Below are 21,621 nucleotides of genomic sequence, written 5' to 3'. Positions count from 1 at the left end.
ATAGTGTTACTATCATTTTACTTGATTCGCTAAATAAGGTAAAGAGAAGAGTACGTTTGGCGCGGTTATCTTCCAAGCATTCACTAGATTTGCCAAGCGGCTAATGCCGGCGCCAATTTGGTAACTTTGATTAAGCTCCAAAAACCGCTGATTAAAATGCGTACTAGCATACAAAAAAGCCCCCTATCTGGTATAGATTAGGCGACCTCTTCTTCAAATAATATTCCCCAAAAACGCGCTTTTTTGAACGGTTTTGCCCGGTTAATCCTCGAAACCAACTCGTTCGACTCAGCACTATCTAAATACATTTCTATTAGCCACTTCTTTTGAGACTGCTTCACCAGCGACTTTGCGTTGACGCGCTTGGCGGAATAAGAATTCAAACTTGGCTTGTTGAATCTTACTTTCCATTTCTAATTGCGAATCGAGTCCACGGACGTTTTCTTGCGTCTTTTGAGCCATCTGCCATTTATCTTTCACTTGATAGACCAAATCCAAAAGGGCTTGATCACCCAACTGTTTTAACGTTGGTTTTCGTTTTCCAAACATCGCAAACCCACCATTCTTAAATTTCTTGCCGTCCTTCAACCGCTTTTAACAGCGTCATTTCATCAGCATATTCAATATCACTACCAACTGATAAACCGTGTGCCAAACGAGTTACTTTAATCCCAGCCGGTTTAATCAACCGGGAAATATACATTGCCGTTGCTTCCCCTTCTGGCGTTGCATTGGTAGCAATGATTACTTCTTTAGCTGGTGTTTTTTGCAAGCGTTTAATCAAATTGGCGATATTAATATCATCGGGGCCCTTACCTTCAATCGGCGATAACACCCCATGTAAGACATGATAGAGTCCGTGATAATCATTCATCCGTTCCATCGACATGACATCCTTCGGTTGTTCGACCACTAAAATCATGTCCTGACTGCGTGTTGTATCGCGACAAATTTCGCATGGCTCTTCATCCGTAATGTTGCCACAGATACTACAATAATGCAGATCACGACGTGCCGAAATTAAGTTCTTGGCAAAGTTTGTCACATCGCCTTCATTCATATCAATCGTGTAAAAAGCTAATCGTGTGGCGGTCTTGTTCCCAATCCCTGGCAACTTCATGTAGCTTTCGATTAGCTTTGCAATTGGTTCTGGATATTGCATCAATGCACTTCCTTAATCTCTCACTTAAAATGGGAGGCCTTTAGTAAATTTACCCATTTGAGCTTGTGTTTGTTTGTCGATTTCAGTCATTGCTTCATTGGTTGCCATGATAATGAGATCTTGCAACATATCAATATCATCTGGATCGATTGCTTCCGGTTTGATAGCAATGTCTTTCATCTTCTTATCACCGGTCATTGTAACAACCACTAAATCATTAGCCGCTTTGCCGATAAATTCTGTGTTATTAAGCGCTTCTTGCGTTTGCCCCATTTCTTTTTGCATCTTTTGCATTTGTTTCATCATACCTTGCATATTACCCATTCCGCGCATCTTCATTACTTCCTTTCAAATTTAAAAATTAATCTTGTTCAACAACCACCGCATCGCCAAACAACGCTTGAGCTTGTTCAACAACGGGCGGTTTTTGTTCTGGTTTAGGGGTTTTTGTTGCTTGGTCAGTTGTTTCCTGTTGACCTGGCACTGCGTGATTTTGTAAATATTCTTGCCGAATTTCTGGCCAAACATCATGTGGTACTAAAACAATCTTAAAGGGATTACCGGTTAAACGATTCAAGCCCGCTTCTAAAATGTTCAAAAGGTCTTGATCGTTGCTAGCCCGCTCGAATAAAATCGCGTAATTAAACGCCACGACAACCCCATTTTGACTCGCCGCAACCGGTTCAGACACCTTCATCACAGCCCGCTTAGTAACATCTAGCATGTTCAACAGATCCGGCCAAACTTCTTTGAGATTCTCCAAATTGGTTCGGGTGGCATCCGCCAACACCGGGTAAATCGCCTTACGGTTAACCTTTTGACTCATCTTCTTAGCCGGTTTCTGCTTTGGCTTGGCAGCTGGTGAGCTAACGGGACCCGCCGCTGCCAATTTTTGTAACGCCGCTTGTAATTGAGCGACTTGCTGACTCAATGCTGCCACTTGTTCGTTATCGGCAGTTGGGGGCGCAACGGTCGCGGCGGCCACTTGTGCTATCTGCGGTTGTGTTAGGCGCACTGTTGCGACTTCCAAATAAATTTCTGGATGATTGGTGAAACGCAATTGTTGTTGTGTTTCGTTCAAAATATCAATCACCCCGTATAACCGTTCAGCAGGCATCGCTGCACTGAGCGCTTTGAAGTGTTCATCCAATAAATCCATTTCGCTTGCCGCTACTAATTCGGGTGCTTGTTGATATAACAGTAAGTCACGCACATATTCAATTAAATCTTCCACAAACCGTTGGGCATCTTTACCTTCAGCCAAAATCTGTTGCAACAATTGTAACGCTTGTTTAGGCGCATTATCCTGAATCGTTTGGACGTAATCAGCCAATAATGCTTCGGTTAAACTCCCCGTCACATCCAACGCATTGTCTAGCGTGACGTGGTTGTCGCTAAAAGATAATACTTGATCGAGAATACTTAAAGCATCCCGCATCCCACCTTCAGCAGCTTTGGCAATCACCTTCAATGCTGCCGGATCATAGGTCATTTGCTTTTGATCCAAAATATAGGCCATGCGCTTAAACAAATCAGCGGCTGTAATCCGCTTAAAGTTAAACCGCTGCGTCCGTGAAATGATTGTGGCGGGTACCTTGTGGACTTCCGTTGTCGCAAGGATAAACACCACATTGGTTGGTGGTTCTTCTAACGTCTTCAACAACGCATTGAACGCACCAGTCGATAGCATGTGGACTTCATCGATGATATAAATTTTGTAATCAGCTTGGGTCGGTGCATATTTCGCCTTATCCCGAATGTCACGAATCTCCTCGACGCCATTATTAGATGCTGCATCAATTTCAATGACGTCATTAAGCGCCCCAGCCGTAATGGCCCGACATGTTTCACATTCATTACATGGTTCACCGTCTTTTTGATAATGACAGTTAATTGCCTTGGCAAAAATCTTAGCGGCCGACGTTTTCCCTGTTCCACGTGGGCCTGTAAATAAATAAGCATGACTTGTTTGGTGCGTCATAATGGCATTTTTCAATGTTTGGGTCATTGTTTCTTGCCCAATCACGTCATCAAAACGCTGCGGGCGCCAAACCCGATATAAAGCTTGATAGCTCATTTAATGACCTCCACCTTTGCAATTTAAAGTCCGATTTATTTAATGCTACTTGTTCCATTTTAGCATATTTTACCGCCAATTTCGGTTGCGTTGCACGAAAAAAGACCCAACCGACAAAATTAATTATCCGTTGGGTCTGGTTAATTTTCACAAAACTTAAGACACATGATAAAACAAACTTAGTGCTGCTTTCTTCCGAACCTGACACGATTCGTAGGCTCATCATTGTCTCAAGGCCTTTCGGCAACTTCTATTCTACCTGATTCAAACGTTAATTACCAGTCATTTTCTTTTTTTTACGCCGATTTTCGCGAATCTTTCTAAAAAAAGTCTGCAATAAGCTAGCACATTCGGCTTCGCGCACCCCACCAACCACTTCGGCTTGGTGATTAAATCGCTTGTCAGTTAATAAATTCATCAACGTTCCTGTCACGCCAGCCTTAGGATCATTGGCGCCAAAATAAACTTGAGGAATCCGACTATTGATAATCGCCCCCGCACACATCGGGCATGGTTCTAACGTGACATAGATTGCAGTGCCTTCCAAACGCCAACTCTTTTCAGCCATGCACGCTTCTTGAATTGCAAGAATTTCAGCATGCAATGTCGCATCTTGTGCGTGTTCTCGGATATTGTGCCCCCGCCCAATAATTTGTCCGTCTTTAACAATCACAGCCCCAATCGGTACTTCACCAATTATGCGCGCTTGATTAGCTTCGTCAATGGCCGCTTGCATCCATTGATTAATTTCTTGTTGTGTTTCACTCACGCGTTAGTCGCCCCTTTATTATACTTATCAACTATTAAAACACAATTGTCCTAACTAACGCAAAAAGACAGTCATTAAGTCCCGTGTCCCCGTGGTCGCCAAACTGTCTTTTTTAGTTAACTATCAAAAACGAGCATTATGGCCAAAAGCGCCATAATGCTCGTTTTTTTATTAATTTGTAACGTCAATTCATTTAAGAAAACACTATAGTCTTTCTTTAACTTTTGTTGCGTAAGCCATTAGCGTTTGCCGAAAATCATCCATCATGTCGGGTAAGTTATCAGCGTGTTCGCCAAGCTTGTCTTTTAACTGCGTCAACTTATCTGCTGTCGTTAACAAGTTATTTACATCCGTGTCGGAGAGTTGATCGACCAACTCTAACGCCTTTTGATTACCATGTAATTTGTTTTTGACAAAACTTTTAACTGCCAATCGTTTACGATAGCGTGATACCTTATCAATTACTGCTTTCGAACCAACAAAAGCGGTCGTTGCACCAACTGCTGCAGTCACCCCTACGCCGATTAAAATCTTATATCTGGTTTTCATCGTATCAACCTCCTTGTACTTTAACCATAGTTTAGCACAATGCACTTGATTTTACCGCTTTCAACTCCGGTCCTTACTTTAATTTAATACTTTGCAGAATGTAATACCCCTTGTCCTTGTGAATAATTTGGACGTTCCCAAAAATGCGCATCATCGTTTTCTTCGCAGATGGTGCGCCTTGTTTCTTCTGAATTACCACATTCAATTCACCATCTGGCAATAAATGATCATACGCCCCGGTCAAAATATTTTGAACAACGTTTTTGCCAGCTCTGATTGGCGGATTAGTAAAAATAGCCGCGTATTGATCCGTTACGTTTTGATATTCGGCTGACTCAAAAACAGTCACGTTAGTAATCTGATTCAATGCACTATTTTGACGTGCTAAATCTAACGCGCGTTGATTGACATCAACCATGTCAATCCGGCGTTGTGGTGCAAGCTTAGCAATTGTCATCCCAATGGGGCCGTATCCACAACCCATATCCAGCACTGGACCAGCTGGCGCTTCACTCAGATCAACCGTCGCTAGCAATACCCGTGAACCGTAGTCAACAGTATTTTTAGAGAACACACCATTATCCGTTGTAAATTTAAAATTAAAGCCGCGTAATTCAAACGTCCATTGGCGCTCAGCGTGTTTGACGTCTGGATTTTCGGAATAGTAATACTCTGTCATGATTTATCCTCGTTTATCATTAGTTATCTGAAAATTGCCCAATTTGAACTGATTTCAGCAAACGCCCTAATAACCCACCTGGGCGCGATTGATCCGTTATCCGTTGGTTGACGACTAGCAAAATTTGAACCATTGTGAAGATTAATGAGGTCCGTTTTTGGTAGGCAATGTATTTCGAATGCCACTCTGTCGTATATTTCTTCTTATAAGTCCGCAACCCTTGGAATCCGTAGAAGTGATAACCGTATTCATAGATGAGATGTGCAATTCGTTCTTCAATAAAACTAAATTCGGAAGTCCCCACATTGGCCAGTGGCGCCATACCGAGATTGAAATACGTGTAGCCTTCTGCTTGGTTTTGTTCAAAAAGATTAATAAAGATCTCATCCATTATACCAGATGGTGCGTCTTGTCTGTGACGCATTAAATCAATACTTGTAACTTCTTTCGTGCCGGTTGGCATAACGTTGGCAAAAGCAATCAGTTGCCGGTCGGCATTATAGACAACTGCAATGGGGGCTTTTTGAAGGTAAGCTTCATCGAAAAAGCCAAGCGAAAAGCCTTTTTCAACGCGACTCCCTAACCAATCATCGGAAACTGCTTTCAGTTCTGCCATTAATTCAGCACTAAATGGTGGGTTTAAAACCTCAAATTGGTAGCCCTCACGTTCAAACTTGTTCATTAAGGCCCGTTCGGCGCGCCGTTTCTTACCGGTCATTGTAAAGTCTGCCAAACGAACATAGCCTTCTTCACCAAACTTGATGAAGTCAAAACCGATTTCGTGAAGTTGCATCGTTAATTTACTGGATATTTCATAGAATGCCAAGTGACAATCGACAGCATCTGCATCGTGCATCATCTGTACAATTGCCGGTAAAATTTTATCTGGATTTCCGACTGGTTCACCCATCACAATTAATCGGTCGGCTTTTTTACGATAAAGCAAGAAGACCTGATCTTGGCCTTCTTCTTGATAGAAATAAATTGATTTATCCCGTAAGTAAGCTAAATGACTGACTTCATTCCCACCGTAAGTGTTTATCACGTTGGTAATCCGTGCTTCATCATACGGGGCGGCTATCGAACGGCCACCATGACTAAGATAACGGTATACGAGATACAAGGTCCCCGCCGCAACTAACATCCCAATAAAGCCGGACAACCAGACTTTTTCGGATGGGAATAAGAGGGCTGTTGGTATCGGTTTGTGATGCCGCAAATGTGGTGAATTGGCAATCCCGACAAAGCCGTATAATAAGAAGGCTCCCACGAAAAGTGCCCCATCTACAATCCGATCATTCCACGAAAACTCAATCCGTTCACGATATAATTCGCGTTTCAAGAGAAAACTGGCGACCAATACAAAAGTTAAAAAGACCGCAAGTTTAATCGAGAAATCTCGCCATAGTGTATTTGCAATCGCAATGACTAATAAAATCATCAACGGCCAGAAGACCTTTTGAACCCGGTTTGCGACGCCGCGGGCTAAAGCTAACATAACAAACGCCACAATAATGTTGGTTACCCGATCTAAGAAGAAAAACGTGTAGGGATAAAGCTGACCAATCACTGTGTTGGTAATCGCAAAGTTCGGCACAGTCGCGACTAATAACAGAATAATGCTCGAAATATAGAGGAAAAAAACGATGAAACGATGCGCGATTTTTTGCATCACCTGCCGTGGTAACCCTTGTAAATAATGGTTCAACCGGCTACCTGCATCGTGGGTAAATAAACCAACCCCGACTAAAAACGGCACGATGTAGTAAAAGACCCGGTAAAATGACAACCATACAACCGCATCCGCATTTTGGACGCCGACTGCACTCAAGCCAAAAATCATGAACAAATCAAATGTGCCCAAGCCCCCTGGCACCATCGAGATAACCCCAATGATGTTGGCGATCATGAAGAGTGGCAAAATTTGTAATAAGTCGCCTTTAATCTCTAAGAAATAACCGATGATTAAGAAAAAGCCACCAGCAAAGCCCCATTCTAAAAATGACCCTAATGTTAGGCGTAAAACACGTTGCATGGAAAGATCTTTAAAAAAAGCTGCATTTTTAAAACGCGTACTAATCATCAGCCCAGGGAAATACACCGAACCGCCTACTAACCATAACCAGTAGTTGGCATACACCCGTCCAATACCAAAACCAAAGATCAACACAACACTGATAAGGCACCAGATTGACAGCCCAGCTAATAAGAACAGCGCAATCTTAGAAATCGCAATTAGAATTTCCTTTTGTGACGCTTTTTTACCATAGAAATTGGCCCGCAAACTCGCTCCTAAAAACCCGCCAAAACCCGCAATATTGGTAAATGTATTGACAATCCAGCCGGATTTTACTTTATACCAAAATGAATAGTCTTCCGGTAATAACTCCGCAATGACAAAATCATAATTGAGCATCGGTAAAACCGCAACAAAGCCAATGACCAGCATTGCCAATAACGTCCACGGACTCTGGGTTGTTAAACTCGCCTTTAATTGCTCACCATTTAAGTCTCGGAAAATCCGTCCCACTTCTAAGATGACAAAGACCATCACGGAAAGAATAAAGATGCCCTTCAGCAACGTCAAGTGGCGCTGGATTCCTTCATATATGTTCTTACCCCATTTTCGCATATCAATCGCTCCTTAACTTAATTACTTTAATTATAATCTATCATGCGCTAAAACACAGTAAGATGACAATTATGTTAGATGCTATTTTTTAATCACTGTGTGACACAGATGAAATTTTCAATTCCTCCCATAAGAAGCGTTTTTCAACTAATTCTGATACTAAATTAGGGCTTAATGCTTGCACTAATACTTTATGTAAAAAAAGGACCCCACATTTGTGGGGTCCTAAACAGGCTTTTATGAAACACCTTTTTCAGAAATAAACGAAATTATTTCAAGTTAACGACAGCGCCAACTTCTTCTAATTTAGCTTTCATTTCTTCAGCTTCGTCTTTAGCAACGTCTTCTTTAAGTGCTGAAGGAGCGTTATCAACTAAGCCTTTAGCATCTTTCAAGCCTAAACCTGTGATTTCACGAACGGCTTTGATAACTTTAACTTTTTCTTGGCCGATTTCTGATAATTCAACAGTAAAGCTGTCTTTTTCAGCAGCTGCGTCTGCACCTGCTGCACCTGCTGCTGCTACTGGAGCTGCTGCAGAAACACCGAATTCTTCTTCGATTGCTTTAACTAAGTCGTTTAATTCTAAGATTGATGATTCTTTTAATTGATCAACAATTGCATTTACGTCTAATGCCATTTTAGTTTCCTCCATTTTATGGGTAATATTTTTTGATATTCCTTTTAACTACACAATTTCAACTTATGCAGCTGGTTCGTCTTTACTGTCAGCAACTGCTTTAACAGCATATGCGACATTGCGGACTGGTGCTTGTAATACAGAAAGTAACATTGATAATAAACCATCGTGACTTGGCATTGTTGCCAAAGCATTGATTTCATCAAGGGAAGCTACTTTACCTTCGATCATCCCACCTTTGATTTCAAGTGCATCTGCACTCTTCGCAAAGTTAGCAATAATCTTAGCTGGTGCAACAACATCTTCTTTAGAAAATGCGATTGCTGTAGGGCCTGTAAATGTATCATCCAAACCTTCATAACCAGCTTTGTCTGCTGCACGACGTAAGTAAGTGTTTTTAACAACTTCCATTTGTACGTCAGCTTCACGTAATTGTTTACGTAATTCAGTAACTTGTTCTACTGTTAAGCCACGGTAATCCATAACGACGATAGAAACAGCACTATTGAATTTTTCAACAATTGTGTCAACGATTTGTGCTTTTTTTGCAATCATTGTTTCGCTCAATTGATTCACCTCCATTAGATTTGTAAAACTTGTGGTCAAGAGTTTCATATAAAAATAAAAAACTCCATGTCCACCAAGACATAGAGAGGGATTTCAACGTATCTTCCTCGGCAGGATATTAAGCCTATTGGCACCTGAGTCTTCGGTAGCATAAATAACCAACTACAAATATAGCATGTAATCCATAAAGCGTCAATCATTATCGGCACTTAATTTTAGTTATTCTAGCATCACGTTTTACTTATTTTATTTTTCTGAAAAGACAGTTTAAAATTGAGCTTATCAAGAAAATTAATCGTAAGGGGTGCAGTTTTTTGAATAAAATTTTAGTCGTTAACGCGGGTAGTTCATCATTAAAATGGCAACTATTCCAACAATCTGATTTAACCTTACTAGCAAGCGGGCTCATGGAACGCATGAATACGCCAGAAGCTAGTTTTACATTCAAGTCCCAAGGTCAAAAAGAACAAGTTGCCATTGCCAATCTTTCCTATGAAGATGGCGTCCTTCGTCTCTTGAAACAACTTGAAGATAAAGCCATCATTCATTCTCCCGCAGATATTATTGCGGTCGGCCACCGGGTCGTTGCCGGCGCCACCACGTTCGAAAAACCAACCATTATTGATGGTACCAACTTAGACACTTTAAAGCAACTCGCTAAATATGCCCCATTACACAATCCTGTGCAAGTTGACTGCATTGAAACATTGATGCGTATTTTACCAACTAGCGTCCCACAAGTGGCCGTTTTCGATAGTCAGTTTTATCTCGATATGCCCGATGCAACAAGTTTTTACGGTTTACCGTATGCCTACAGTCGCGATTACCAAATTCGTAAATACGGCGAACACGGAATTAGTCACAGTTATATTTTACAAGCAACCGCTGCCTTTTTAAATCAGCCGGTTACCGATTTAAAATTAATTACCCTTCATTTGGGCGGTGGTTCTTCAATTACTGCTAGCCAAAATGGTAAACCCATTGATACATCAATGGGCTTCACACCGTTAGAAGGGGTGCCCATGGGGACTCGGGCCGGCTCATTAGATGCAGCCATCGTCCCATTTTTAATGAACGAACTCGATAAAAGTGCTGATGAAGTCATCACGCTCTTGAACACGCAATCCGGAATTCTCGGCGTTTCAGGCATTTCCGCTGATATGCGTGACATTCAAGCGGCACGCGCCACAAATCCGCGGGCTAAACTTGCCTATGATATGTTCATCACCGCTGCCGTGAAGTTCATTGCAAGCTACCACGTTGAACTCGGTGGCGCAAACGTCATCACTTTCACAGCCGGTATCGGTGAAAACGATGCCCGCTTGCGTGCTGACATTTGCGAAAAGCTTGCCGTTTTAGGCGTTCAAATCGATCCTGAACTAAACGAAAATGGCACTGGCGCGCGCCAAATCAGTACGCCAAACTCAGCTATTAAAGTATTGATGATGCCAACCAATGAAGAATTAGCAATTGCTAATCAAGTTTTAGCAACCATTTAACTGAACACTGGATTATGAACGAGCCATTAGCATAATAAATGCTAATGGCTCGTTTTTGCTGATAAAAAGCACTTTTTATCAGCAAATCACGAACGATATTTCAAAAATATTAATTATTTTTCTTATTTAGCTTAAAAACACGATTGTTTTGTTGTATAATGATGCCAAGGTTCCTAAAAAACTAATTCAGAGGTGCATAATGGACAAAAATATTGGCATTGTTGCAAAAACACGAACGAATTGGCTCGAACGTCAATTCAAAATTAAGGAAAGTGGGTCAACCATTAAAACCGAAATCATCGCCGGAATTACGACTTTTATTGCGATGTCCTACATTTTATTCGTCAACCCAACTATTTTAGGCGATGCCGGGCTAAACAAAGGCGCCGTTTTCGTTGCCACTGCATTAACCGGAGTGGTCGGCTGTTTAGCGATGGCCTTCATCGCCAACTACCCAATTGCTGTTGCGCCCGGACTGGGCAGCAACGCTTTCTTCGCCTACTCGGTTGTGTTAGGCATGGGAATTCCTTGGCAAACTGCACTTGCCGGCGTCTTCGTCGCTTCATTACTCTTCATGCTCGTCACAGTCTTAAAGGTCCGGGAAGTTGTCATCAACGCCATTCCTGCTAATTTAAAAGCCGCAATGGCGGTTGGCATCGGCTTATTTATTGCCTTTACTGGTTTGAAACAAGGTGGAATCGTGGTCGGCAGTGCTAAATCATTTGTAACCATTACAAGTTGGTCAGACCCCCACGTTTGGTTAACGGTATTCGGTTTAATCGTGACCGTTGCTTTATTAGCTCGCAAAGTCCCCGGTGCTTTATTTATCGGTTTGGCAGCCACAGCCATCATGGGGGTCATTACCGGTTTAATCGCAATGCCTCATAGCATCATCTCATCAATTCCGAGTTTAACCCCAACTTTGGGTGTCTCAATTATGAACATCCATAACGTCTTTAACATCCAAATGGCAGTCGTTATTCTCGTCTTTTTCTTCAGCGTTTTCTTCGATACAACTGGAACGGTTATTGGACTCGCCCAACAAGCTGGTTTCATTAAAGATAACAAAATGCCTAAAGAAGTTGGTAAAGCCCTGTTCGCCGATTCAACTTCAATGATCGCCGGCGCCGTTTTCGGTTCAACACCGACTGCATGTTACATTGAATCATCAACCGGAATTGCTGCTGGGGGCCGGACAGGTTTCACAGCCGTTGTCGTGGCAATCATGTTCGTCTTAAGCTTATTCTTCTCTCCTTTATTAGCCGTTGTTACCTCCCAAGTGACGGCGCCGATTCTAATCATCGTCGGCTCATTCATGATGAAGTCAATTGCCAACATTGACTGGTCAGAATTTGAAACATCTTTTGCCGCCTTCATGATTATTCTGTGCGTCCCACTCACCTACAACATCTCCTACGGTTTAGCATTCGGTCTCATCACCTACCCAATCACAATGATTGCGGCCGGCAAAGGTAAAAAGGTGCATCCGATTATGTACGTCGCCGCCCTCTTATTCTTATTATTACTCTTCACAATGCATGAATTACCCGCTAAATAAAGGAGCTTACTCATGGATAAAACAACTTTAAAACAACTTATTGAACAAGCGGCTGGCCGCCAAGCCGCTGATATGGTCATTAAAAACGCTAAAATCGTTGATGTCTATAATGGGCGTATCATCGAAGGCGCTCTTGCCATCGGTAACGGTCGTTTTCTCGGTATCAGTGACGATTACCTTGCACCAAAAGTTATCGATGCCCGTGGCCAATATATCGTGCCGGGTCTCATTGACCCCCACATTCATATTGAATCGGCCAATGTCTCACCAGCGGTCTTCGGATCGCTCGTAATGCCCCACGGCACAACGACCATTTTGGCCGACCCCCACGAAATCGTCAATGTTGCTGGCATGCGCGGTCTTGAATATATGGTTGCTTCTGCTAAAAACACGGCGCTCGATATCCATTATATGATGCCTTCTTGTGTCCCAGCGGCTAATCCAACACTTGAAACTTCCGGCGCCGTGATTAGCGCTGACGATATTCAACATTCTTATGAGCAAGGATTGACTTACGGACTCGCTGAGTTTATGAACTATCCCGGCGTTGTTAACGCTGATGATGGCGTTTTAGATGAACTACTCGTTTCAATCAATGCACATAAATTAATTGATGGTCATTCACCCGCATTGAAAGCGCAAGGTCTAAACGCCTACGCGGCTGCAGGGATTCGTAACGACCATGAATGTACACAAGTCGATGAGCTCCTCGACCGCATCAGTCGCGGCATGTATGTTTATCTCCGCTACGGGACCGTCTCGAAGAACATGCCAACGCTCTTAAAGGGCGTAACCCCACAAAATGCTCGTTTCTGTTGCCTCTGTGGGGATGACTTGCAATCCGTTACCCTCCGCGAAACCGGCCACCTCGATGAAAGTATCCGTGTTGCGATTGCAAATGGGATTGAGCCTATCATGGCAATCCAAATGGCCACCATCAACACCGCCCAATGTACTGGCTTAGCCGATCGCGGCGGGATTGCCCCAGGTTTGAAGGCTGACTTCTTATTGGTTGACGATCTTGAACACTTCCACGTCAACCAAACCTTCATCAATGGTCAAAAAGTCGCTACCAACGGTGAACCCTTATTAACAACGGAAGATTCAATCGCTAATTTTGATGATTTATTACAAACCGTACATCTCAATTCCTTCTCAGCTGATCAATTGAAACTGAATTTAACTAGTGACAAGGCCCACGTGATCGGATTACAAAGCACTAGTCGGACTCAAAATCTCGTCTTATCGGTTGCTCACAATGCCGACGGCGACTTTCAATACAACCCTGACGAAGATATCGCTAAAGTGGCTGTCATTGAACGGCATCATCTCACCGGCAACGTCGGTGTTGGCCTGCTCAACGGCTTTGGTATCAAAAACGGGGCAATTGCTACTAGCATCGGTCATGATAGCCATAACCTCGTAGTGGTCGGTACTAACGACGCTGACATGGTTGTTGCCATCGAAGCGCTCAAAGAATGCCAAGGCGGTGGCGTCGCCGTCAAAGATGGTCAAGTCATCGCGACCTTGCCATTTGTCATCGGCGGCTTAATGAGTAACGAACCAATCGATACCTTAATTGAACATCAAAAGGCCTTCAATGCTGTTTGCCATACCGCCTTAAAGGTTGCTGCCCACTTCGACCCCATTATGAAGCTTGGCGCAATGCCTCTTGATGTAATCCCTAATTTACGAATTACCGATAAAGGATTAGTTGATGTGACTCAATTTAAAATTATTGATATCAATGCCTAATCAAAAAAAGCGCTCATCCTCTCGGATGAGCGCTTTTGCATTACCAACTTAGAAGCTAGCAACGTCAACTTTGACACCAGGGCCAAATGTTGAGCTAACTGATAAACTTGTAATGTATTGACCTTTAGCTGAAGCAGGACGTGCTTTGATGATTACATCTTGCATTGCTTTAAAGTTTTCTACTAATTTAGCAGCATCGAATGATACCTTACCGATTGGTGCGTGAACGATACCAGCTTTATCAACACGGTATGCCACTTGACCAGCTTTAATGTCGTTAACTGCTTTAGTAACGTCCATTGTCACGGTCCCAGTCTTAGGGTTAGGCATTAAGCCTTTAGGTCCCAAGACACGGCCTAAACGACCTACTTGCGCCATCATTGGTGGGGTCGCAACGGCAACATCAAAGTCTAACCAGCCACCTTGAATCTTTTCAACTAAATCTTCGGCACCGACAACGTCCGCACCAGCGGCTTCAGCTTGTTTTGCTTGTTCGCCTTGAGCGAAAACAACTACGCGTTGTGTCTTACCTGTACCATTTGGTAGTACGACAGCACCACGAATTTGTTGATCTGCTTGTTTAGGATCAACGTTTAAACGATATGCAACTTCAATCGATGCATCGAATTTTGCAAAATCAACTTTCTTTACTAAATCGATTGCTTCTTCAACAGTGTATGCTTTAGTCGCATCAACTTGTTTTGCAGCTTCTAAATAATTTTTACCTTTTTTAGCCATTAGGGTTTTCCTCCTTGCAATTGTGGTGAACGGTTTTTGACCTCCCACTTGATTTTTCAACTTTCATTGAAAATCCGACTGAAAGTGTCAAGCATGAATTAACCTTCGACAGTGAATCCCATGCTTCTTGCAGTACCTTCAACCATGCGCATAGCAGCTTCAACGTCTGCAGCGTTTAGGTCTTGCATTTTAGTTTCAGCGATTTCTTGCACTTGAGCTTTAGTTACAGTTGCAACTTTCTTAGTGTTTGGTTCGCCAGAACCTTTTTCAACACCGGCAGCTTTCTTTAAAAGAACTGCTGCTGGTGGTGTCTTTGTTACAAAGTCGAATGAGCGATCTTCATAAACAGTGATCACAACTGGAATTAATAAACCAGCTTGGTCAGCTGTACGAGCGTTAAAGTCCTTTGTAAAGCCCATAATGTTAATACCAGCTTGACCTAAAGCTGGCCCTACGGGTGGTGCTGGAGTTGCTTTACCTGCAGGAATTTGAAGTTTAACGATGTTTGCTACTTTTTTAGCCACGAAACATACCTCCTTAAGTCCGTGATGTGGTTAAGATGGCCATTATATTTGGTCTCCCACTAGTGTATGAAAACATACTTCAATAATATACCAAGCAATTGCTGAAAAAGCAAGGCGATTCCATTAATCACGCCACAAAAAATCATCGATGGCTTGATCAACTAATCGATTCTCATGCAACATACTATGCGCGCCACCCGGCCCACGGACTAACATCTCTTGGTAACGGCGCACACGTCCTTTTAATAGACTTCGTAATGCAAAACTACTATCGACTGCTACCGAACCATCATGGCGGTTAGTGCCTAGTAACTCGCCGGCAATGTTTAAAACACTGATCGTGGTTGGAAACCGCTGAGCCCGGACTGCTAAATAATTGTAATTACGCGTCCGTTTAACCGGTCCCCGACTCGTTAACTCGCTCCAAAAAACAAGCGGGGTATCCGGACCAATCGATGGATCATTAACTGGCGCTGCCAATAAAATCACTTTATCCACCACAGCATGCTCTGGCGTCAATAAATAGCGCAACACCGTAATCGCCCCCATCGAATGCCCCACTAGATTGATTTGCGTAACGTTATACGCTTCTTTTAGATGCTCGATAATTGCCCCCAACCAACGAACTTGAGCCTGCACATCGGCGTGATTATTGGCAAATAAGACTTGAATTGTTGGATTATTCGCCTGCAATACGGCATCCCCGCTCACATGCAATTGACCGTCCTTACCAACCCAAATGACCATACTCTTCTTAGCAATCCCGGCTTTTTGTAAGCGCCAGAGTAAATGGCCGAACGAATAACGATTCCCTCGATAGCCATGAATGAATAGTGTTGGTTGTTTCGTATATAAACGAGTACGTGGCCGCCAATGTGCCGAAACCCGGATCAATTTGTAAAAATCCAACCCGACCAATAAGGCTAGCAGCAGTACGACTAAGGCCACCGCAATTAATATTTGATCAATGATATACCACATCGTCATCACATCATTCTTTTGAAATAAATACTACTGATTATAAAAAAGCGGCTGAGACAAATTATGCTTCGTCTCAGCCGTCTATCTTGTTGGGCTTGGGACAAATCCTAGCCCCGTTATCTGATGGTTAAGCCGTACTTTCTGTGGGTGCTACATCGCGCAACTCGTCCGTTTGTTAGACTAGTTCATCTACTTGGTCGTAGTCTAACTCAGTTGCCGTTTCACGACCAAACATATCAATGTTAACTTTTAATTTCATTTTTTCATCGTCAACTTCGGTAATTTGACCAACAAGCCCAGCAAAGGCGCCTTCGACAATCTTAACGGATTCGCCGACTTTAAATTCGACATCTAAATGACGCGTGCTCATGCCAAGCTGACGCAAGATTTGTGAGATTTCATCGTCTAATAATGGTGCTGGTTTGCTACCGGCACCGTGTGAACCAACGAAGCCTGTCACACCTGGTGTATTCCGAACAACGAACCAAGCATCATCTGACATCACCATTTCAACCAAAACATAGCCCGGGAAAGTCTTCTTCATATCGACTTTGTCCTTACCGTTTTTGATTTCGTGTTCTTCTTCTTCAGGAACCACAACGCGGAAAACATTATTCTCCATCCCCATTGATTGGGCACGAGATTCTAAGTTTGCCTTCACTTTATTTTCGTAACCTGAATATGTGTGTAAGACATACCAGCTTTTTTCGATTGATTCAACCATGTGTGTTCTCCTTTTAAATACCAAAATAAAAAAACTCCGACCACGCGAAGTTTTTTGCTTGCCATTAGTATAGCAAATCCAGCTTAATTAAGCCAGTTCTAAAAGATAAATAATTGTAGTACTTTTAAGATTGCAAAATCAACAACGCCGAAGAAAATGGCGAATAAAACGGAGGTCATGACGACTGTCGATGTATCTTTACGTGTTTGTTTGGCATCGGGCCAACTAACAGTTTTCATTTCCTGACCAACACTTTTAAAAAACTTAATCATCTTATTTCCTCCTAATTAGCGCGTTTCTTTGTGTTGTGCATATTGCCCACAATGTTTACAGAATTTGTTTAACTCTAGACGTTCTGTCCGGTTCTTGTTCTCAGCAACATAGTAGTTACGTGAACCGCAGACAGTACAGGCTAAGGCGACTTTCTTAACACCCATATGAAAAGCCCCTCTCTAATTGACGTTTATCCCATTTACTTTATCATGGGTTTGCCAAACTGTCAATGTGCTGGCTTATCCCCACCAAGTCGTTCGAACAGTCGCTAATAACAAGCTGGCAATCAAAGCAGTATTGATGGCCATCGCATTTTGAATCGCGGTAATAAAGGTTACCTCCTTCAGTTGCTGCGCATTAAACCGCCGATTATTGCGCTCAATGACAGGAACCAATAATAACAATAATAAAGATTCAAGTGGTAAGACGTGCGTCATCACTGCCACAACAACTGCCACTAACGAGACCCAAATCAACGTATTATATAACCGTAACGCCCATGTCGTTCCTAAATAATGCGGCAATGTATAACGTTCGTTGCGGCGGTCTTGATCTAAATCACAGATATTATCCGCCAACATGATATTCGAAGTGGGAATTGCAATAATCACACCGATCAAGCATAAACTGAGTAATGTTGGTAATTGGCCGGTGAGGGTGACTGTCGGCCAATCAAAATGCAGGGCCATAATGCTATCACTCGGCACATTGACATAGACCATGATGAAAAACGCACCAAACGATTCGGTCACACCACTCAACAATTCACCAACCGGCATCCGCGATAACGGTACTGGACCAAATGTATAAAAAATCGCCACAAAAATACAAGCGCCACCGATTAATAATAAGCAAATATTTGTTTGCCAAACCAACCAAATCCCAGCCACGATGCTGAACGATAAAAAATAGAGCATTAAACGTAATGCTTTGGTTGGTGATAAGTGTTCGCGTCCAATAATATTCGTCTGTGCCCGGTAATTTAGATCAACCGCTTTGTAGTAATCCATCACATTATTAAAGCCGGTGACAAACAACGCAATCGAAAACTGGGCAATAAAATAAACAACTGTTGTCACTAAGTTAAGTTGCCCCTTAACGTACCAACAATAAACAATTCCTAAGATGAGGGGTAAGACACTTACCGTTTTGACCTCAATCCGGACAAATTCTAGAAATGTTTTAAAAGACATCTCGGCCTTCCTTCCATTAAAAAAAGCTAGGCCAATTGACTTGCCCTAGCTTCAGCGTACCTTCTAGCAGACAGTGATCCATTAATTCATTGGCAACTGACTACCAAAAGTCCTGTTTACTCAGCGTAAACGATATTATCAACTGTAATCGTTGCTGTATTCCCTTTTTGAGCAGCGTTGACTAATTGTTCGGCATAATTGACGAAGCTGTGTGATGATTCTGTTGCACCAGAGACAACGTCTACTTTACCAGGTTCTTGCGCTTTAACGAATTCAGAATTCAACTTAGCAATGTATTCCTTAGGATTAGTCTTAGCAATCTTCTTCATTTGTTTATTATATGCGGCATCGTCAGCCTTTGACTTGCCATCTTTGTTGATGTTATCGAATTTAGAATCAGTGATTTTACCGTCTTTAACCACCATTGTGAAGACTGTTCGATAGTCGTGACTGTAATTCTTTTCTTCTAACTTGTAGGTACCATCTTGCAGCTTAGCACCATTATTGATTTCAATTGTTTCAGTGTTACCAGCTTGGGCAGCTTGAACTAATTGTTGTGCATAGTTCTTAAATGAATTTGAGCTATGGGTTGCGCCTGAAACGACTTCTATGCTTGAAACATCGGCTCCGTTAGCTGTAAATTCCTTGTTCAACTGAGGAATGTATTCTTGGGGATTTGTTTTTGAAACCTTTTTCATTTTTTCGTTATATGCTTTATCATCTTGTTTTGACTTGCCATCTTTATCCACGTAGTCATAAGTTGTCTTCGTGACCTTGCCATCCGCAACGGTCATTGACATCTTAACGCGGTAATTATTTTCGTAATTTTTTTCTTCTAAGTGGTAAGTACCATCTTTTAATTCACCACCAGCAACTTGTTTCTTAGCGGTTGCTTTTTTACTTGATGATTCTTTCACTGCACTCGATTTTGCCTCTTTTGAAGATGAATCTTTAGCGCTATTACGATTGCCACAAGCTGCTAAAACCATTGCTGACATTGCTACAACCGATAAACTAGCTAATGCTTTACTTAATTTCATAATTTTCCCGCCCTTTGCATAATTAGTCATATAATTGTGTTGCTTTTCACACAAAGTCAGTTTATCTTTTTTGTGTAAAAAGTTCAAGGCTTTTAAAACACTTATTTTTTTGCCGAACAACATTGATTTTGCAAAATTTAAAACGGTTTCCTTGATAGTGCTCAAATTCATCAAGTTCATCCGTGAAAAAATAGACAATCTTTGACTTATTCTGTATAATGGATACTGATTGAAAACGCATTATTGAGGGGTGGCTCATCATGGCTCAAAAAAACATCGTCATCATTGGTGCCGGTTTTGCCGGAATCTATGCGACTAAAAAACTTGCAAAATATTACAAGAAGCATCCAGATTATCAAATTACATTAACCGATAAACATTCCTACTTCACGTATTTGACGGAATTGCACGAAGTCGCTGCTAACCGCGTTCCAGAAGATCATGTACAACACGATTTGCAACATCTCTTCTGTCGCCGTAAAAACGTCAAATTGGTAACCGATACGGTTACGCGTATCGATCGAGCTAACAAAACCGTCATTACCGAACATGGTCGCTATGCCTATGACCAAGTTATCCTGGGAATTGGCAGTGAGCCTAACGACTTTGGCACACCTGGGGTTGCTGAATATGGGTTCACTTTAGGCTCATGGGAACAAGCTGTTGCATTGAAACAACACATTATCGATGTTGTGCGCCGCGGGGCAATTGAACATGACCCAGAAAAACGGCGGGCACTTTTGAATATTGTGGTCGTTGGTTCTGGTTTCACCGGAACTGAAACCATTGGTGAATTACGCGATTGGCGCGATGAACTAGCAGCTGATAATAAGCTGGACCCTGAAGAAATCCAATTTACCATGATGGAAATGGCACCGACCATCATGAATATGCTCGACCGCAATGATGCAGCTAAAGCAGAACGCTACATGGCTAAACGAAAAATTAACGTGCGGAAGAATACCGGTGTCACTGGTGTTCACGAAATGCACATTGATTTAAATGACGGTTCAACTTTCCCAACTGCCACTCTCATCTGGACAGCGGGCGTTAAGGCTTCTTCACAAGCAGCACAATTGGGCCTAACAACGGGGAAAGCTGGCCGAATTGTGACAAATAAATTCATGCAATCTGTTGATGACGACAAGATTTACGTTGTCGGCGATGTGGCCTTCTTCGATGAAACGGATGACGGTCGTGGCCAACCGCAAATTGTCCAAGGTGCCGAAGCATCTGCTGCAACTGCTTTAAAGAACATCATCGCCACTGAAGCAGGGCGAGAAAAAGTCCCTTACAAAGGAAATTACTCTGGCTTCATGGTTTCAATCGGTTCTCGCTATGCAGTTGCTAACTTGATGAATTTTTTCCATCTCAGTGGTTTCTTTGCAACATTCGTTAAACATTTAGTCAACATGCTCTATTTTATTCAGATTTATTCTGGCTATGATTTATTCCACTATTCAATGAATGAATTCTTCAGAACAAAGAACGATCGCAACTTGATGCGCGGTCATATTTCACGATATGGGAATGTTTTATGGACAGTCCCTGCACGTCTTTTCTTAGGGGCCATGTGGCTCGTTGATTGTTGGGATAAGGTACAAGGTGAGGGTTCTTGGTTCACCAATAAGCTCCGCTTACCTTTTGACTGGCTCCAACCAGCAGTCACCAGTGGCGCTTCTAAAGCAGCCGATGCAACAAGCGCCGCTAGTGGTGCTGCCTCAAGCGGCGCCGCTGAACCGGCTACTGCTAAAGTCACATTCGGTCTTTCTTACTTATTTGGCCACGATCCAATGCCTGTGTTCGATAAGATGCCTCACTGGTTCTACAGCATTACAAAGGTCTTGATTCCAAACCAAGAAGTGGCCTTCTTCATGCAAAAAACAATGACTATCATTGAAATTTTAATTGGTTTGGCTTTAATTGCTGGACTCTTCACTTGGTTAACTAGCGCAGCAACCATTGCAATGGTTATCACATTCTGCCTGTCAGGGATGTTCTATTGGGTTAACATTTGGATTATTCCAATGGCCCTTGCCTGCATGAACGGTTCAGGTCGTGCTTTCGGGCTAGACAAATGGGTGGTCCCATATTTACAAAAACATCTCGGTCGCTGGCGCTACGGTCAACAACGCGCACTATACAAAAATCAATGAATGCACAAAAGAAGGACGTTGAAATTCGTTCAACTTTTAAGCATTAGTCTCGAAAGTCGGCTTGAAAGACACGTTAAATAAAACAAGCCATTGGTCGTTATCAAAAG

At 42.5% G+C, this 21,621-nt stretch carries 22 protein-coding genes, 1 other RNA gene and 1 other annotated feature; of the genes, 4 read left to right on the top strand and 19 right to left on the bottom strand.

Annotated elements, in window-relative coordinates:
- Positions 1–294: 294 nt before the first annotated feature.
- From J7Q78_RS07355 to rplJ, 11 genes are all read right to left on the bottom strand, one after another.
- On the bottom strand, positions 295–549 hold the full coding sequence (locus J7Q78_RS07355; protein ID WP_154243162.1) for a YaaL family protein: 255 nt from the start codon (positions 547–549) through the stop codon (positions 295–297).
- 16 nt (positions 550–565) lie between these two features.
- Positions 566–1,162: a recombination mediator RecR gene (gene recR / locus J7Q78_RS07350; protein WP_208422637.1), complete on the bottom strand. Its 597-nt coding sequence runs from the start codon at positions 1,160–1,162 to the stop codon at positions 566–568.
- Positions 1,163–1,186: 24 nt separating this feature from the next.
- Entirely contained in the window at positions 1,187–1,495 is a 309-nt protein-coding gene (locus tag J7Q78_RS07345) for a YbaB/EbfC family nucleoid-associated protein (RefSeq protein WP_154243164.1), read from the bottom strand.
- Positions 1,496–1,523: 28 nt separating this feature from the next.
- Positions 1,524–3,239 (bottom strand): DNA polymerase III subunit gamma/tau, encoded by a 1,716-nt coding sequence (gene dnaX, locus J7Q78_RS07340; protein WP_208422638.1) that lies wholly within the window; start codon positions 3,237–3,239, stop codon positions 1,524–1,526.
- Positions 3,240–3,384: 145 nt separating this feature from the next.
- An RNA gene (ffs, locus tag J7Q78_RS07335) (signal recognition particle sRNA small type) lies at positions 3,385–3,481 on the bottom strand.
- 29 nt (positions 3,482–3,510) lie between these two features.
- Positions 3,511–4,008 (bottom strand): tRNA adenosine(34) deaminase TadA, encoded by a 498-nt coding sequence (gene tadA / locus J7Q78_RS07330; protein ID WP_208422639.1) that lies wholly within the window; start codon positions 4,006–4,008, stop codon positions 3,511–3,513.
- 204 nt (positions 4,009–4,212) lie between these two features.
- Positions 4,213–4,557, bottom strand: coding sequence for a hypothetical protein (locus J7Q78_RS07325; RefSeq protein ID WP_208422640.1), 345 nt, complete (start codon positions 4,555–4,557; stop codon positions 4,213–4,215).
- A gap of 73 nt (positions 4,558–4,630) precedes the next feature.
- Positions 4,631–5,236, bottom strand: coding sequence for a class I SAM-dependent methyltransferase (locus J7Q78_RS07320; protein WP_208422641.1), 606 nt, complete (start codon positions 5,234–5,236; stop codon positions 4,631–4,633).
- A gap of 19 nt (positions 5,237–5,255) precedes the next feature.
- Positions 5,256–7,868 (bottom strand): bifunctional lysylphosphatidylglycerol flippase/synthetase MprF, encoded by a 2,613-nt coding sequence (mprF, locus tag J7Q78_RS07315; protein ID WP_208422642.1) that lies wholly within the window; start codon positions 7,866–7,868, stop codon positions 5,256–5,258.
- 269 nt (positions 7,869–8,137) lie between these two features.
- Complete coding sequence (gene rplL / locus J7Q78_RS07310; RefSeq protein WP_004270851.1) at positions 8,138–8,506, bottom strand: 50S ribosomal protein L7/L12; 369 nt, start codon at positions 8,504–8,506, stop codon at positions 8,138–8,140.
- Positions 8,507–8,569: 63 nt separating this feature from the next.
- Positions 8,570–9,073, bottom strand: a complete 504-nt coding sequence (gene rplJ / locus J7Q78_RS07305; protein WP_154243170.1) for a 50S ribosomal protein L10 — start codon at positions 9,071–9,073, stop codon at positions 8,570–8,572.
- A gap of 46 nt (positions 9,074–9,119) precedes the next feature.
- Positions 9,120–9,237: a sequence feature (ribosomal protein L10 leader region), on the bottom strand.
- Positions 9,238–9,387: 150 nt separating this feature from the next.
- Here rplJ and J7Q78_RS07300 point away from each other — a divergent pair.
- The 3 genes from J7Q78_RS07300 (at position 9,388) to ade (ending at position 13,885) form a co-directional block, all read left to right on the top strand.
- Complete coding sequence (locus tag J7Q78_RS07300; RefSeq protein WP_208422643.1) at positions 9,388–10,572, top strand: acetate/propionate family kinase; 1,185 nt, start codon at positions 9,388–9,390, stop codon at positions 10,570–10,572.
- 199 nt (positions 10,573–10,771) lie between these two features.
- Positions 10,772–12,130 (top strand): NCS2 family permease, encoded by a 1,359-nt coding sequence (locus tag J7Q78_RS07295; protein ID WP_208422644.1) that lies wholly within the window; start codon positions 10,772–10,774, stop codon positions 12,128–12,130.
- Between the two features lie 12 nt (positions 12,131–12,142).
- Entirely contained in the window at positions 12,143–13,885 is a 1,743-nt protein-coding gene (gene ade / locus J7Q78_RS07290; RefSeq protein ID WP_208422645.1) for an adenine deaminase, read from the top strand.
- A gap of 48 nt (positions 13,886–13,933) precedes the next feature.
- Here the strand turns inward: ade and rplA are convergent, their stop codons facing one another.
- The 8 genes from rplA to pplA form a co-directional block, all read right to left on the bottom strand.
- Positions 13,934–14,623: a 50S ribosomal protein L1 gene (gene rplA, locus J7Q78_RS07285; protein WP_154243174.1), complete on the bottom strand. Its 690-nt coding sequence runs from the start codon at positions 14,621–14,623 to the stop codon at positions 13,934–13,936.
- A gap of 98 nt (positions 14,624–14,721) precedes the next feature.
- Entirely contained in the window at positions 14,722–15,147 is a 426-nt protein-coding gene (rplK, locus tag J7Q78_RS07280; RefSeq protein ID WP_057907348.1) for a 50S ribosomal protein L11, read from the bottom strand.
- A gap of 123 nt (positions 15,148–15,270) precedes the next feature.
- The gene (locus tag J7Q78_RS07275) at positions 15,271–16,134 is read right to left on the bottom strand and encodes an alpha/beta fold hydrolase (protein WP_154243175.1); all 864 of its coding nucleotides are present in this window, start codon (positions 16,132–16,134) and stop codon (positions 15,271–15,273) included.
- Between the two features lie 169 nt (positions 16,135–16,303).
- Entirely contained in the window at positions 16,304–16,852 is a 549-nt protein-coding gene (nusG, locus tag J7Q78_RS07270; protein WP_208422646.1) for a transcription termination/antitermination protein NusG, read from the bottom strand.
- A gap of 98 nt (positions 16,853–16,950) precedes the next feature.
- On the bottom strand, positions 16,951–17,124 hold the full coding sequence (secE, locus tag J7Q78_RS07265; RefSeq protein WP_004270855.1) for a preprotein translocase subunit SecE: 174 nt from the start codon (positions 17,122–17,124) through the stop codon (positions 16,951–16,953).
- 15 nt (positions 17,125–17,139) lie between these two features.
- Positions 17,140–17,289 (bottom strand): 50S ribosomal protein L33, encoded by a 150-nt coding sequence (gene rpmG / locus J7Q78_RS07260; protein WP_154243177.1) that lies wholly within the window; start codon positions 17,287–17,289, stop codon positions 17,140–17,142.
- Between the two features lie 75 nt (positions 17,290–17,364).
- On the bottom strand, positions 17,365–18,318 hold the full coding sequence (locus J7Q78_RS07255; protein ID WP_208422647.1) for a UbiA family prenyltransferase: 954 nt from the start codon (positions 18,316–18,318) through the stop codon (positions 17,365–17,367).
- 116 nt (positions 18,319–18,434) lie between these two features.
- Positions 18,435–19,358, bottom strand: a complete 924-nt coding sequence (gene pplA, locus J7Q78_RS07250) for an extracellular electron transfer flavoprotein PplA (RefSeq protein ID WP_208422648.1) — start codon at positions 19,356–19,358, stop codon at positions 18,435–18,437.
- A 260-nt stretch (positions 19,359–19,618) separates the two neighbouring features.
- Between pplA and J7Q78_RS07245 the strand changes: the two genes are divergently transcribed.
- Entirely contained in the window at positions 19,619–21,514 is a 1,896-nt protein-coding gene (locus J7Q78_RS07245) for an NAD(P)/FAD-dependent oxidoreductase (RefSeq protein ID WP_208422649.1), read from the top strand.
- The last annotated feature ends 107 nt before the right edge of the window (positions 21,515–21,621 follow it).

This window comes from Latilactobacillus fragifolii (assembly GCF_905332535.1).
GTDB classification, from domain to species: Bacteria; Bacillota; Bacilli; order Lactobacillales; family Lactobacillaceae; genus Latilactobacillus; species Latilactobacillus fragifolii.
This window is presented reverse-complemented; position numbering and strand designations above follow the sequence as displayed.